11 protein-coding genes and 1 pseudogene are annotated in these 14872 nt (G+C 66.9%); 5 read left to right on the top strand and 7 right to left on the bottom strand.

Features of this window, described 5'->3' with window-relative positions; all coding sequences use genetic code 11:
• Positions 1 to 16 precede the first annotated feature (16 nt).
• Positions 17 to 1579: an AMP-binding protein gene (locus tag K6T84_RS08805; RefSeq protein WP_225400601.1), complete on the bottom strand. Its 1563-nt coding sequence runs from the start codon at positions 1577 to 1579 to the stop codon at positions 17 to 19.
• A gap of 57 nt (positions 1580 to 1636) precedes the next feature.
• On the opposite strand from K6T84_RS08805, the gene K6T84_RS08800 reads away from it, so the two are divergent.
• Positions 1637 to 2374, top strand: a complete 738-nt coding sequence (locus K6T84_RS08800; protein ID WP_224862580.1) for an enoyl-CoA hydratase/isomerase family protein — start codon at positions 1637 to 1639, stop codon at positions 2372 to 2374.
• On the opposite strand, the gene K6T84_RS08795 is transcribed toward K6T84_RS08800, so the two are convergent.
• Positions 2371 to 3009 carry a TetR/AcrR family transcriptional regulator gene (locus tag K6T84_RS08795; protein ID WP_329786669.1) on the bottom strand — a complete coding sequence of 213 codons (639 nt, stop codon included), beginning with the start codon at positions 3007 to 3009 and terminating at the stop codon, positions 2371 to 2373. The two genes, K6T84_RS08800 and K6T84_RS08795, sit on opposite strands and share 4 nt — an antisense overlap.
• Positions 3010 to 3148: 139 nt before the next feature.
• On the opposite strand from K6T84_RS08795, the gene K6T84_RS08790 reads away from it, so the two are divergent.
• Genes K6T84_RS08790 through K6T84_RS08775 form a run of 4 tightly spaced genes read left to right on the top strand, consistent with a single transcriptional unit; the run spans position 3149 to position 7629 of the window.
• The gene (locus K6T84_RS08790; RefSeq protein WP_224862584.1) at positions 3149 to 4447 is read left to right on the top strand and encodes a cytochrome P450; all 1299 of its coding nucleotides are present in this window, start codon (positions 3149 to 3151) and stop codon (positions 4445 to 4447) included.
• A gap of 29 nt (positions 4448 to 4476) precedes the next feature.
• A complete protein-coding gene (locus K6T84_RS08785) occupies positions 4477 to 5682 on the top strand; it encodes a cytochrome P450 (protein WP_224862586.1) in 1206 nt (401 codons plus the stop codon).
• A 34-nt stretch (positions 5683 to 5716) separates the two neighbouring features.
• Entirely contained in the window at positions 5717 to 6556 is an 840-nt protein-coding gene (locus K6T84_RS08780) for a mycofactocin-coupled SDR family oxidoreductase (RefSeq protein WP_224862588.1), read from the top strand.
• Positions 6557 to 6603: 47 nt separating this feature from the next.
• Positions 6604 to 7629: a phosphotransferase gene (locus K6T84_RS08775; RefSeq protein WP_225402052.1), complete on the top strand. Its 1026-nt coding sequence runs from the start codon at positions 6604 to 6606 to the stop codon at positions 7627 to 7629.
• Between the two features lie 186 nt (positions 7630 to 7815).
• Here the strand turns inward: K6T84_RS08775 and K6T84_RS08770 are convergent, their stop codons facing one another.
• The 5 genes and pseudogenes from K6T84_RS08770 to K6T84_RS08750 all read right to left on the bottom strand — a co-directional run.
• A complete protein-coding gene (locus K6T84_RS08770) occupies positions 7816 to 11130 on the bottom strand; it encodes a prolipoprotein diacylglyceryl transferase family protein (protein WP_408066079.1) in 3315 nt (1104 codons plus the stop codon).
• A gap of 70 nt (positions 11131 to 11200) precedes the next feature.
• Positions 11201 to 12250: pseudogene (locus tag K6T84_RS08765) on the bottom strand (lytic transglycosylase domain-containing protein); the annotation flags it as partial.
• Complete coding sequence (locus K6T84_RS08760) at positions 12238 to 13245, bottom strand: ABC transporter ATP-binding protein (RefSeq protein ID WP_329786668.1); 1008 nt, start codon at positions 13243 to 13245, stop codon at positions 12238 to 12240. The pseudogene K6T84_RS08765 and the gene K6T84_RS08760, both read right to left, overlap by 13 nt.
• Before the next feature lie 462 nt (positions 13246 to 13707).
• Positions 13708 to 14463, bottom strand: a complete 756-nt coding sequence (locus tag K6T84_RS08755) for a hypothetical protein (RefSeq protein ID WP_225400605.1) — start codon at positions 14461 to 14463, stop codon at positions 13708 to 13710.
• 43 nt (positions 14464 to 14506) lie between these two features.
• A partial coding sequence (locus K6T84_RS08750) for a cytochrome C oxidase subunit IV family protein (protein ID WP_329786667.1) occupies positions 14507 to 14872 on the bottom strand: 366 nt, incomplete at its 5' end.

The raw sequence follows: 14872 nt of genomic DNA, 5'->3' as shown, positions 1-14872 counted from the left end.
TTTCAGCTTGCGAGAATCATATTCTCATACCGGTGTCTGGTGCAACAACCTTCTCGGCAAGGTGCTTGCGCACCAGGTACTTCTGTACTTTCCCGCTGGCGGTGCGCGGGAAGTCCTCGATCGCGTGCAACTCCTCCGGCCACTTCTGCCGCGCCACACCGAGACGCTCGAAGTGCTCCCGCAGCTCCGCCAAACCCGGCAGCGCGCACTCGGGCCTGAGCCGGACCACCGCCGCGGCCCGCTCCCCCAGCCTGGTGTCGGGCACCGCGACCACCACCGCTTCGGCGACGGCCGGCATCGCCAGCAGCACCTCTTCGACCTCCACCGCGCTGATGTTCTCGCCGCCGCGGATGATCACGTCGGCCTTGCGGTCGGTGATGGTCAGATATCCGTCGTCGTCGAGCACGCCGACGTCGCCGGTGTGGTACCAGCCGTCGGCGTCGAACGCCGCCGCGGTCAGCGCGTCATCGGTGTAGCCCAGGCACAGGTCGGGCCCGCGGCTGAGAATCTCGCCGTCGGGGGCCAGCCGGATCTCCACGCCCGGCCGCGCGTCGCCGTCGGTGAACAGTCGCTTGCCCTCCGGGGCGCTCACCCCCGATCCGGAGATCGACGGATGCTCGGTGCTGCCGTAGGAACGGAACACGAAGATGCCCAGGTCGGCCAGCCGGCGGGTGACCGCGGCGGGCACCGTGGAACCACCGAGGCCGACGTGGCGGATGTGCGCCAGATGCTCGTCGGTGAAGTCCGGATGGTCGAGCAGGCTGGTGACGAAATAGGGCGGCCCGCCGCCGATCGACACCCCCTGGGTGGCCATCAGCTTCAGCACCATCGCCGGATCCCACACGTCGGCGAGGTCGATCGGCGCTCCCTCCAGCACCGGGATCAGGAACGCGCCCACCATCCCGATGAAATGCCCGACCGGGGTGGCGGTGAGCTGACGGCCGCGGTCCGGTGGGTAATTGGCCAGCAGCTGACGGGTCTCGCAGCACAGCGTCTGATGACTGTGCACGACACCCTTGGGCTGCCGGGTGGTGCCGGAGGTGAAGGCGATCAGCGCCGGAGCGCCGGGATCGGTGGCCAGGACGCCGGTCATCGGTTCGTCGGCGAGCAGGTCGTCGAAATCGCGGCCCACCACCCCGACAATCGGGACGTCCGCGCTCAGCTCGGGCTCATAAGCCATCCGCCCGAACCGCTCGGCGGTGATGAACACCTTGGGCCGGCTCGCGGTCAGGATGTAGCCGACCTCCTTACGCCCGTAGAAGTGCACGACGGGCACCACCACCGCGCCCAGGAACGACGCCGCCCAGAACGTGGCGGCGGCCTCCATCCAGTTGGGCAGCTGGAAGGCGATCACGTCGCCGGGGCCCACGCCGCGCTCCGCTAGCCCCGCCGCCAGCCGGCGGGCGACGTGCTCCACCGTGGCGAAGGTGCCGAGCCACGGACGAACCTGCGAGTGCACCTCGAAGTGACAGTCGGGCGTAGCGGCCAGCCCGGCACCGAGCACGTCGCCCAGCGTCTCGCGGGTCCACCAGCCCTCGAATTCGTAGCGCCGCACCAGATCAGCAGGAATCTTTCGCATCTCGCCAGCGATGTTATTCTCCTTTTTTGAGAATGCCAATATCGTGAGTGGAGAGCCATGGCCGGGGCTGAGTTGAACGTGCAATGCGACGACGGCCTGGCCGTCATCACCATCGACCGGCCGCAGGCCCGCAACGCGATCGCCCCGGAAACCATGGACCAACTCGACCGGGCGCTCGACGAGGCGGCCGGGGCGCGGGCACTGGTCATCACCGGCGGCGGCGACCGGGCGTTCGTCTCCGGAGGTGACCTCAAGCAGCTCGCCGCCATCCGCACCGAACCGGATGCGGCGGCCATGGCCTGGCGGATGCGCACACTCTGCGACCGGATCGCGGCCTTCCCGGCGCCGGTGATCGCCGCGATGAACGGTCACGCACTGGGCGGGGGCGCCGAAGTCGCGGTCGCCGCCGACATCCGGATCGCCGCAGCGGACGTCAAGATCGCGTTCAACCAGGTGTCGCTGGCGATCATGCCGGCGTGGGGCGGCGCCGAGCGGCTGGCCGCCCTGGTGGGACGCAGTCAGGCGCTGCTGCTCGCCGGCACCGGCACCATGCTCGACGCCGCGGCCGCCGAACGGATCGGGCTGATCAACCGGGTGGTGCCCCGGGACTCGTTCGACGCCGACTGGCGTGCGCTGGCACGCTCGCTGGCCAATCCGTCGGCCGTCGAGATCAAACGGGTGATCGACGGCGCGTCACCGGACGAGGCGGTGGCGGCGTTCGCGCGGCTGTGGGTGGCCGACGACCATTGGGCGGCCGCGGATCGACTGGACCAGCAGCGCAGGGCGCAGAGCTAGTGCGCCGCCGACTCCGTCAGCACCGCGGCTTCGCCGGCCGGTTCGCCCTCGAGTCGGTGCAGCCAGCGTTCCACGAACTCGACGGTCTGGGCGTGGCCGAGCGTCATGCCCAGCGCCTCCTGTTCGATGATCAGCATCCGCGATGCGCTGGTCATCAGCACCATCAGCACCGTCGGCGGGAACTCCTGCGTATCGATGCCGTAGCGCTGCAGCAGTCCGGCCACCGCCTCGATCTGTTCAGCGCGCAGCCGTTCGGCGTAGTCCGCGATCTCGGCCCGCAGCGCCGCACGCTGATTGGCCAAGGCCATGAACTGCATGGTCAGCGCGGTCCCCGCCGGGTCGGTGTTGAACCGCCACAGCGCCCACAGCGGCTGCGGGGACGCCAGCACCGCGGCCTGATCGGCCAGCCCCTGATCACCCCGGCGGCGAAACACCGCCAGGAAGAGGTCGTCCATGGTGCGGAAGTAGTAGTGCACCAACTGGTGTTTCAACCCGGCCTGCTCGGCCACCCGCCGTGAACTGACCGCGGTGGCACCGAGGGTCACCAGCAGTTGTTCAGCGGCGTCAAGCAGCAGCGTCCGGTTCTTGGCGTCCGGGGCGCCAATCCTGCGCTGCGCCTTGTCCGAATCGGTCACCTCGTGGCTCCGCATCTATGCAATCCACCTTTACACCTAGCCCGGCCAGCGTAATGCCCGGCAAGCCTTGACCCCCCAACCCCGCCCATGCTAAGCAAGTGCCCAGCACTTGTCAGGCTGTTCATCAGAGAGGTCCACCTTGACTGACTTCGACACCATCGACTTCTTCACCGATCAGACCCTGGTGCCCGACCCGCACCCGTACTTCGACCACCTGCGGGCCAAAGGCCCGGTGACCCCGCTGGGCGTCTACGACGTGGTCGCGGTGACCGGCCACGAAGAGGCCAACGAGATCTACCGCGACTCCGACACCTACTCCAACCTGGTGGCCGTCGGCGGCCCCTTCCCGCCGCTGCCGTTCACCCCTGAGGGCGACGACATCAGCGAGCAGATCGAGGCGCACCGCCACCTGATGCCGATGACCGAACACATGGTCACCATGGACCCGCCGATGCACACCAAGGCCCGGTCGCTGCTGAGCAGGCTGCTCACCCCCAAGCGGCTCAAGGAGAACCAGGACTTCATGTGGCAGCTCGCCGACCGGCAGCTGGACTATTTCGCCGACAGCGGGAAGTGCGAATTCCTCTCCGAGTACGCCCGGCCGTTCGCGCTACTGGTGATCGCCGACCTGCTCGGGGTTCCCGAGGAAGACCGCCCGGCATTCCAGCAGGTGCTCGGCGCACCGCAGCCGGGCGCCCGCATCGGCTCGCTGGACCACGAGGAACTGGCGCATGACCCGCTGGGCTGGCTGGACGACAAGTTCAGCCGTTACCTCAGCGAGCGGCGGGAGAGCCCGCGCGGTGACGTGCTGACCGATCTGGCCACCGCCACCTACGAGGACGGTTCGATCCCCGAGATCGCCGACGTGGTCAAGAGCGCCACCTTCCTGTTCGGCGCCGGGCAGGAGACCACCACCAAACTGCTCAGTGCCGCGTTGCGGTTCCTGGCCGAGGACCCCTCGCTGGTGGAGGCGTTGCGCTCGGACCGCAGCAAGATCCCGAACTTCCTCGAAGAGACCCTCCGGATGGAGAGCCCGGTCAAGACCGACCCCCGGCTGGTCCGCAAGACCACCACGCTGGGTGGGGTCACGCTCAAGGCCGGCACCGTCGTGGTCATGTTCCCCGGGGCGATCAACCGCGACCCCCGCAAGTTCGACGAGCCCCACGAGTTCCGCATCGACCGGGCCAACGTGCGCGAGCACCTGGCGTTCGCCCGCGGCACCCACACCTGCCCGGGCTCACCGCTGGCCCGCGCCGAGAGCCGAATCTCGTTGGAGCGCATCCTCGATCGGATGGCCGACATCCGGCTCGACGAGGCCGCGCACGGCCCGGCAGGCGACCGCAGGTTCACCTTCGAGCCGACGTTCATCCTGCGTGGCCTGACCGAACTGCATCTGGAATTCACCCCGGTGGCGGCTCCGGTCACCGCCGGCCTTTGACCTCAGCTCTGTCGAAAGAACGGAAAACCATGACGGCCACCACCACCGACGAAGCACGCTATGACCCATACGACGTTGAACTCAACAACGATCCGTACCCGATGTTTCGCCGGCTGCGCGAAGAGGCGCCGCTGTACTACAACGAAGAGCACGACTTCTACGCCTTGAGCCGGTTCGACGACGTCCACGCCGCGTTCACCGACTACCAGACGTTCAGCTCGGCCAAGGGCGCGGTTCTGGAGATCATCAAGTCCGGCATGGAGATTCCGCCGGGGATCCTGATATTCGAGGACCCGCCGATCCACGACATCCACCGCAACCTGATGGCCGGCATGTTCAGCCCACGCCGGATGAACGCCCTGGAATCGCAGATCCGGGAGTACTGCGCGCGCTGCCTGGACCCATTGGTGGGCACCGGGAAGTTCGACTTCGTGGGCGACCTCGGCGCGGAGATGCCGATGCGGGTGATCGGGATGCTGCTGGGCATCCCCGAGGACGACCAGAAGCGCGTCACCGACCACGGCGATGCCACCATCCGCACCGAGCCCGGTCAGAAGATGACCGACAACCCCGACGGTCCGATCGCCACCGGCGACGTGTTCGCCGACTACATCGACTGGCGTGCCAAGCACCCCTCCGACGACCTGATCACCGAGCTGATGAACGCCGAGTTCGAAGACGAGCACGGCGTCCGGCGCAAGATGGGCCGCGAGGAACTGCACCTGTTCCTGACAGTCCTGGCCACCGCCGGAAGTGAGACCACCACCCGGCTGATCGGTTGGGCCGGAAAGGTTCTGGCCGAACACCCCGACCAGCGCCGCGAGATGGCGAACAACTTCGCGCTGATCCCGCGGGCGGTCGAAGAGCTGGTCCGCTTCGAGCCACCGGCACCGCAGGCAGCGCGCTACGTCACCCGCGACATCGAGTACTACGGCCAGACGGTGCCCGAGGGTTCGGCGATGTTGCTGCTCATCGGTGCCGCCAACCGGGACCACCGCAGGTTCCCGCCGGACGGCGACGTGTTCGACATCCACCGCGAACGCCGCCCGCACCTGGGCTTCGGTCAGGGCACCCACTTCTGCGTGGGCAACGCGCTGGCACGGTTGGAGGCACGGATCGCCCTGGAGGAGATCCTCAAGCGCTTCCCCGACTGGGACGTCGACCTCACCGCGACGTCGATCTCCCCGACGTCGACGGTGCGAGGCTGGGTCTCGATGCCGGCGATCATCCCCTGAATCAGATTCCGTACCAAGAAGAATTGAGGTTTCCATGACCGGACGCGTAGAAGGCAAGGTCGCATTCATCACCGGCGCGGCACACGGCCAGGGCCGCAGCCACGCGGTGCGACTGGCCGAGGAGGGCGCCGACATCATCGCGATCGACGTGTGTAAGCCGATCGTCGAGAACTCGCCCATCCCGCCGGCCACGCCGGAGGAATTGGCCGAGACCGTCGACCTGGTCAAGGCGCGCGGTCGCCGGATCTTCACCGCCGAGGTCGACGTCCGTGACTACGACGGGCTCAAGGCCGCGGTGGACGCCGGGGTGGAAGAGCTGGGCCGCCTCGACATCATCGTCGCCAACGCCGGCATCGGCAACGGCGGCGACACCCTGGACCAGTGCAGCGAACACGACTGGCAGGAGATGATCGACATCAACCTGTCCGGTGTGTGGAAGACCGTCAAAGCCGGTGTGCCGCACCTGATCGCCGGCGGTAGGGGCGGCTCGATCGTCCTGACCAGCTCGGTGGGCGGGTTGAAGGCCTACCCGCACTGCGGCAACTACGTGGCCGCCAAGCACGGCGTCGTGGGCGTCATGCGCTCGTTCGCCGTCGAGTTGGGTCACCAGAACATCCGGGTCAACACCGTGCACCCCACCCACGTCAGCACCGGGATGATCATGAACGAGGGCACCTGGAAGATGTTCCGCCCCGACCTGGAGAACCCGGGCCCCGACGACATGGCGCCGATCTGCCAGATGTTCCACACCCTGCCCATCCCGTGGGTGGACGCGGTGGACATCAGTAACGCCGTGCTGTTCCTGGCCTCCGACGAGGCGCGCTACATCACCGGTGTCACCCTGCCGGTGGACGCGGGTAGCTGCTTGAAGTGACCTCACCGGCCACTCCCGACAGCTGGGAAGCAATCTCACCGGAGTGGATGACCGCGACGCTCAGCGGTCACCACCCCGGTGCGGTCGTGGAGTCGGTCGCGGTCGCGTTGCGCGACGACGGCACAAACCGGCGAGCACGATTGGCATTGCGCTACTCGCGGGGCAGCGGGCCGGGGACGGTCTTCGTCAAAGCGGTCGATCCCGAACATGCCGACCTGGTCGAGTTGACCAGCGGTCTCTACCACGAGCCGCGCCTGTTCCTGTCCGACATCGTTCTGCCGCTTGATCATCCGAAGGTCTACCGATCGCTTATCGATGAGCAGCGCCGAGATTTCCTGCTGGTGATGGAGGACGTCGTTGCTCGCGGGGCCGAACCGCGTGACGCGACGCGACCGCTCAGTGTTGACGAGGCGGCGCAGGGGGTCCGCGGTCTGGCACGGATGCACGGTGCGTTCTGGGGAGCACGCATCGCCGACAACCCGGCGCTGGACTGGGTGGAGCCGTTCGTGCCGTTCGCCGGTTTGGAAATGGCTCCGCTCGAAGTTGCCTACCAGCGGCTGGGCGACTCGGTCCCCGCCGAGATCACCACCATGACCGGCGCGGAGCTATTCGGTGACATCTGGGCTCGTTACATCCGCGGCCTGACCCGGGGCCCACAGACCCTGCTGCATGGTGACCCGCACCTCGGAAACACCTACGTGTTGCCGGACGGCGATGTCGGCTTCCTGGACTGGCAGATGGTGCGTCACGGCAACTTCTCACTGGACCTGGGTTACTTTCTGCAGGGCGCATTGACCATTGCCGACCGGCGCACCAGCGAACGCGCACTGCTGGAGGAATACGGTGGGGCCCTGGGCCTTCCGGCCGCAGAGTTGCCGTCGGCCGAAGAGATCTGGTTGCACTACCGGGCGTCAGCCGCGCACGGGTTGGCGATCTGGATCGCGACGCTCAGCGGGGGCGACAGCTGGCAGCGCCCGGACATCAGCCTGGCGTTCGCGCAGCGCTATGCCGCGACCTTCACCGATCTGGACACCCGTGCGGCATTGGATGACATTTCGAGCCTTTCCGGCTAGCCGGGGTGCTGCCGTCCGAGGGGTACGGCGGCACCACGGCTAGCCCGGAGCGGTGACTCTGCGTCCAGGGCGGGAAGGTTCGAGAAGATCCCGCCCTGAGCAGAGTCAACGAGGTGCGATGAAGAGGCGGGGCCTCCGATCCCAGTGAGGTTCCCGGCGGATGCTGGGGTGCGTCCAGAAGCTTGGTCAGGCACGGACTTCTCGACTTCGGCCGTCAACCGCTGCTTCAACTACCGCCTCAGCCTCCGCCGCGCGCGTCGCGGCCTCGGCTTGGGCTTCGTCGGCCGTGCGCCTCGCCGTCTCTGCTTTTGCAGTGCATTTGCGGGCCACGGCATCGGCTTCCTCGGCCCCCCGCTCCGCCGCAGCAGCGGCCGCCTCCGCCGCATCTGTCGCGCCGTCAGCCTGCACAAGGTCGGCCGCGCGCCTCGCGGCCTCCGTCTCGGCGTCATCGGCCGCCCGCCTGGCCTCCTGGGCTTCGACGGTGCGCGTCGCGGCCACAGCCTCGGCTTCGTCTGCCGCCCGCGCCGCGGCCTCAGCGGCCGCCCCAGCCTCAACCGCACACCGCGTGACCTCAGCAACCGTCCCAGCGTCAGCCGCATACCTGGCGTCGGCAGCCAGCGCGTCGTCGACCGCGCGGTCGGCGGCGGCAGCCTCCGTCTCACACCTGGCGACCGCAGCCTGCGCTTCCTCGGCGCCGCGCCTGGCCGCCCTAGCCTGGGCCACATACCTGGCGAGTGCGGCCTGCGCATCACTAGTTGCTTGCCTGGCCTCCTGGGCCAATCCCGCAACCTGCGCTGCGCACTCGGTGACGGCTGCCTCCGCGTCGTGAGCCCTGCGCTGGGCCCTCGCAGCCTGCGCCGCACTATTTTCGGCCGCGGCCTGCGCGTCGTCGACTGCGCGTCTGGCCGCCTCGGCTACCACCGTAGCTTCAGCCGCACGCTCGGCGACCGCAGCCCGCGCTTCCTCGGCTGCCAGCCTGGCGGCCACGGCGACCGTCCCGGCCTCAGCCGCACGCTGCACAACCACAGCCAACGCGGTAGCTTCTGCCGCGCGTTCGGCGACCGCGGCCTGCGCTTCCTCGGCCGCACGCTGAGCCGCTCCGGCCTGCGCCGCGCAGTCGGCGGCCACCGCCTCGGCGTCCTGCGCCGCCCGAGTCGCCGCCTCAGCGACCTCCTGAGCTTCGGCCGTGTGCATTGCGACCGCCGCCTCGGCATCCTCGGAGGCCCGGCTGGCGATCTCAACTTCGGCCTTGCACTGGGCGACCGCCGCCGCAGCATCCTGCGCCGCGCGCTTGGCGACCTCGATCTGGGCTACGCGCCCGGCTACCGCAGCCTCGACGTCGTCAGCGATACGCCATGCCAACTGAGCCTCAGCGGCACGCGCGGCGGCGGCCGCCGCCGCGTCGTCAGCGTCACGTTTTGCCGACTCGGCGTCTGCCGCGCGCTTGCGGGCCGCACTGTGGGCCTCAGCCGCGCTGGTGGCCGCCGCAGCGGCCACCTGCGCCTCAGCAGTACAGTTGGCGACCGCAGCCGCGGCTCGGTCAGCCACGCGCCTCGCGGCGACGGCATCAGCGGCGTGCTTCGAAGCCTCCGCCTCGGCTTCGGTAGCCGCGCGCTTAGCCGAGTCAGCCCGCACCCCCGCGTCAGCTGCGCGCCCCACGGCCTCAGCGATAGCCTGTGCCTCAGCGGTGCGAGTGCAGGACGCAGCCTCGGCTTCCTGCGCCGCGTGCTCCGCCGCCTCGGCGTCGGCGACGCATTTGCGGGCCGCCGCCTCGGCCTTTTTGGCAGCACGCCCCGCCGCCTCAGCGATCGCCTGCAGCTCGGCGATGAGCGCGGCAGACGCATCCTGGGTTTCTTGTGCGGTACGTTCCGCCGCCTGCGCGTCAGCGGTGCAAGTGCGGGCCGCCGTCTCGGCTTCCTGCGCCACGCGCCCCGCCGCCTGCGCATCTGCGGTGCGCCTCGCGATGTCGGCCTCGGCTTCCTGCGCCACGCGTACCGTCGCTGTAGCGAAATTCTGTGCCTCCGCGACGCGGACGGTGACGGCAGCCTCGGCTTCCTGCGCCGCCTGCCACGCGATCTCAGAAGCTGGCCCGGCGTCGGCGGCATGCCTCATAACCACGCCCAACGCCACAGCTTCAGCAGTGCGTTTGGCGACCTCGTCCTCGGCTTCTACGGCCATGCGCCGCACGACCTCGATGGCCGACCGATAGTCCGCCACCTCAGTCTCAGCATCCTGCGCGGCGCACCTCGCCGCCAGCGCAACCGCCTCAGCGTCCGCCGCGCGCTCGGCGGCCGCAGCCTGCGCCTCCTGCGCCGCGCGGTTGGCCAACTCGGCTTGCGCGGTGCGCGTGGCAACCTCCACCTCAGCTTGCTCAACCGCGCACCGCTCCGCCTCGGCTTGAGCAGTGCTGGTGGCAACGGCCTCCTGGGCCTGCTCAGCTGCGAGTCGAGCTGACTGCGCGACCAACCCGGCGTCCACCGCGCGCTGCGCCGCCTGTGCGACCGCCCCAGTTTCTGTGACCTCGGCCATTTCGGCGGCAGCCAGGTCAGCCGCAGGTTCGGCAGCTACGTCTATAGCCGTGCTAGCGCGGCGGAAAGAACGCGCCTTGAAGACTTCTTCGGTTCCCGAGCCACCGGCCAACTCATTAACAGCCGCATCCTCGCGGCCCTTGGGGGCCAAAATGAGATAGACCACCGCACCAATGAACACAAGCGCAGAGGTGAAGGAGTTGATCCGGATTCCGGCAACACGGGTGGCGACGTCCGCGCCCAACAGCTCGATCCAAAATCTACCCACGCAATAGCCCGCGACGTACAACGCGAACAGCCGACCGTGCCCGATCTCGAAACGCTGGTCCAGATAAATCAGGACACCGAATATCAGGATATTCCAGAGCATTTCGTAGAGGAATGTCGGTTGCACCACCATGGCCAGCTGTCCGGTTGAGACCCCGTTGATCGACTGCACATCCACGAATCCGGCCGGGTCGCTGCGGTAGAAGATCTCCAAACCCCACGGCAGCGTGGTCGCGCGCCCGAAAAGCTCCTGGTTGAAATAGTTTCCGACTCGGCCAATCGCTAGCGCCAGCACGAGACCGGGCGCTATCGCGTCGGCGAATGCCGGCAGCGCGATGCCGCGACGATGGCACCGAATCCATGCACCCACACTGCCCAGCGCGACCGCACCCCAGATCCCTGAGCCGCTGTGCCAAATATGCAACGCCCCAACGATTCCGATGCCGCCCTCGCCGAAGTACGTCTGCCAATCGGTGGCCAGGTGATAAAGCCGACCGCCGACCAACCCGAACGGCACCGCCCACAGGGCAACGTCGTAGATGACGCCACGCTCACCGCCCCGAGCCTCCCAGCGTCGATCCCCGATCACGAGCGCAGTCACCAATCCGATGATGCTGAACAACGCATAAGCGCGCACCGATAGGGGCCCGAAGTCCCACACACCGCGTGGCGGACTTGCGAAAGAAGCGAGCGTGGTCATCGTCATAACTTGGACACCCTTTTCGCCCAGCGGGCTACCTGTCTGCGGTCGCCGGCTCGACGCGATCCTGCCGGTCGATGCAGCTCTCCGCGCAGTCCGGATCGTCGGGGGCTGAATCCTCGGGGGCTGGATCCTCGGGGGGCTGGTCGCCGACCTCGGATGGGCCGAGGTCGATCAACGGCATCCGCGCCAGCTGGTCGGTGGATGGCAGGCCGTTGAAGTCCAGCGGCAACGCCGGGCCCAGACCCTCCGGGTTCTCCAGATGCGCATCGCCAATCGGTGACGGTGGACCCGTGATCGACGGCAGATTGATCGGCACCACACCGGTGGCGTAGGCCGCCGCCCAACCCAGCACATTGTGGACATAGGCCATCGAATTGTTGTAAAGCAGGATCGCGGCCACAACCTGCGGCTGATCCCGCAGGTCCAGCCCGCCGCTGCACAGATAGCGGGCCGCCGCCAGCGTGGCATCGAACAGGTTCTGTGGATCCGCCTGACCGTCACCATCGCCATCGGAGGCATACCGTGCCCAGGTACCGGGCAGAAACTGCATCGGTCCCACCGCGCGCACATAGGTGACCTGACCGCCGGAACTGTTCTGCACGATGACCTCGTTGCCCGGTAGCGAGCCGTCAAGGGCCGGACCGTAAATCGGTGGGACCGCAGTGCCGCCAGAGCCGGTGGCGCCCCGGTTGGCGTGCATCGATTCGATGCGCCCGATCCCGGCCAACAGGCTCCAGCTGATGCCGCAGTCCGGTGCCGACACCGCCATCTGTTGCTCGGCGTTGAGGTAGGCAGACAGCGCGATCTCCGGGATCCCCAACATCCCCGGAGACCTCACAGCCGCAACGGGACTGACGCCGATTCGTAAACTGGTCGGCGGGCGTTGGGCCGCGATCACACTCAAGCCCGAATCGCCGCTCACATCGGTACTAACGGCGCTTAACGGGGTGACCGCGGTATCGCGCAACGGCAATGTAGGCAAATGAAATAGAGGCGTCGCAGCGCCGACAGGGCCAGCCAACATCACCGACGTGAGCATGGCGACGCTGACCGCTGGGGATCGCGTCACACCGATTGTCGACTGCCGCCGTCTCACACGGCGTTGGCCCCTCAGCCAACGCATTCGGGTGCACCCTGCGGTGATTCTACGAACGATTCCAAAATCGCCGCCTGGGCGTTGGCCGGCAGGGTGTGCAGGATCTCGCGCACCCGGGCCTGGCGACGCCCGACGGCCTTGCGCTCCGGCATCCCGGGGCTGGCGACGATCTGCGGCGGCACACCCTCCACCTCGTCGACGCCGCCGTCGGCGTGGCCGGCGTCGATGGCGGCCTGCTCGGCGGCCGCGGTGGCCTGGTCCTTCTCCTCGGACATGCCGATGGGACCGATGCGACGGCCATTGAGGAACTGCTTGACGGCCGGCTCCTCGCTGGTCAGCAGGACCTCACGCGGGCCGAACATGACCAGCTTCTTGCGGTAGAGCATGCCGATGTTGTCCGGCACGGTACGCACGACGTTGATGTTGTGCGTAACGATCAGGATGGTGGCGTCGATCTGGGCGTTGATGTCGATCAGCAGCTGGCTCAGGTAGGCGGTGCGGACCGGGTCCAGACCCGAGTCCGGCTCATCGACCAGGATGATCTTCGGGTCCAGCACCAGGGCCCGGGCCAGGCCGGCGCGCTTGCGCATACCACCGGAGATCTCACCGGGGAACTTGTAACCGTCGTTGGGCATACCGACCAGGTCGAGCTTCTCCATGACGATGTCACGGATTTCGCTCTCGGACTTCTTGGTGTGCTCGCGCAGCGGGAAGGCGGTGTTGTCGTAGATGTTCATCGAGCCGAACAGCGCGCCGTCCTGGAACAGCACACCGAACAGCGTGCGGATCTCGTAGAGCTCCTTGGCCGAACACTGCAGGATGTCGGTCCCGTCGATCACGATCGAACCGCGCTCCGGGCGCAGCAGACCGATCAGCGACTTCAAGAACACCGACTTACCGGTACCCGACGGGCCCAGCATGACGCTGACTTCGCCCTCGGGGATCGTCAACGTGACGTCTTCCCAGATCCGGGCCGATCCGAAGGACTTGGTCAGCCCGTTTACCTCGATGGCGACACCCATTGGTGGAGGTCCTTCCGGTTAGGTTGCTTTGGTTGCAGATACGCCCGACGCCGCGTTTAGTTCGCCAGAGTCGCCAAAGCGGGCCTCACCGTCGGCCGTGAGGTCAGCGCCCACCGGCCGGACAGCAAAGCTAGGCCCGCTCTCCACTATCTCAACAGCGGGATCACCATCGCTGACTGGACAACTATGGCGCCTAAGCGAATTCGCCGTGCCCAAACCACGAACGGCAGCCGGACGACTGCCGCACTCGGTTGGGTGGGGCTCCATAGCGATGCCTATCTGTCGTAAGATGCCCTCGCGCTGGCTGCGGAAGCCGTTGCGGCTCAGCGCGGTAGCATCTCATGGCTCTCAGATATCCATCATCATGGCCGCTATAATCCGAGCAGTCTTCCCCCGGATGAGCACATTGCACTCCCCTTTTTGGGTCAAAGCCGCAAACCAGTACGCACGGATACAACAGATCTAGATCGATGATTCGGATCGGAGCGAAATCGACGGAGCTCTACCTGCTCGTTCGGATCGGCCGTTGAGTTCCTTCATCATGAACCACGTCGTCACAGAGATATAGCCACCCCAGATCACGACCGGCAGGTAGAACGCCAGCAACCCGTGGTAAGCGAATGGGCCGCTCTTGAAGAACGCCGGGCCGGCCGCGAAGAAGATCGTCACACCACCGGCAATGGTCAGCCAGGTGAACCAGCGAGGAATCATCGGCTCAGCCCGGTCATCCATGAGTTCCACTGCGGCGGTGGCGAACATCTCGATCGCCAGGTAGATCCAGCCCAACAGGAAAGCGAACCACGCCCAGTCATACCACGACTGAATGACATCGGCACCACTCTCAGGCCGATAGGCGGCGACGATCCACGCACAGCAGTTGAAGAAGATGATGAGTGAGATGAAAACTCCGCATACAGCCGTCGTGATTGACCACAACGGCCACCGCCCCTCGATCTTGGCCAGCATGATGCCCAACATGATCGATCCAGGCGTCAGCAATCCAGCGGCGATGTAGAAGATTGTGCAGCCGATAACCGTTCCCCAGCGGTGCGTTTCGCTGAACCACACCTTGGTGGCCTCGAGTCCGAGGTCGGCTCGCGCGGGTGCCCAGAAGTGAGCGATGCCCAGCCAGCCGATCACCGTGAGCGCCACGAAAATCCAGTTGCACCACAGTCCGATCTTCTGTGAGAGCACGCTTCGCTTCTCGATATCCTGCATGGGTTTTCCTCCTAGATAACCGATTGGATGGGTCTGCCGCTGGTCACGTGAGGGACGGAGTCGCAAACCAGAAGCCCAGGATCACGAGTACGACTACCGTGATCCAGGACTGGAAGAAGGCACGGGCACCCGTCGGGGCATGTCTGAGTTCCATGAAATCCAACATCACGTATCTGACCTTGAGTGCCGCGATCAGGAAGATCCCGGTCACCGCCACGGCGGGACTGACCAGATCCTGCGATAGCCCCCATGTGGTCAGGCAGGTAGCCACCATCAAGCCGAGCCACACTATTGTGATCCGCTCGCGTAGCACCGACATCACATTGCCTTCTGGAGGTAAAGGAGGGGGAACAGGAGGAATTGTCAATACCTGTGGATCGGGGTGTTTCAGGCGACCTCCGTTTCGGTT

This window comes from Mycobacterium zoologicum (assembly GCF_020181635.2).
Taxonomy (GTDB): domain Bacteria; phylum Actinomycetota; class Actinomycetes; order Mycobacteriales; family Mycobacteriaceae; genus Mycobacterium; species Mycobacterium zoologicum.
The sequence above is the reverse complement of the archived record's forward strand: the minus strand, read 5'-3'. Positions and strand labels throughout refer to the sequence as shown.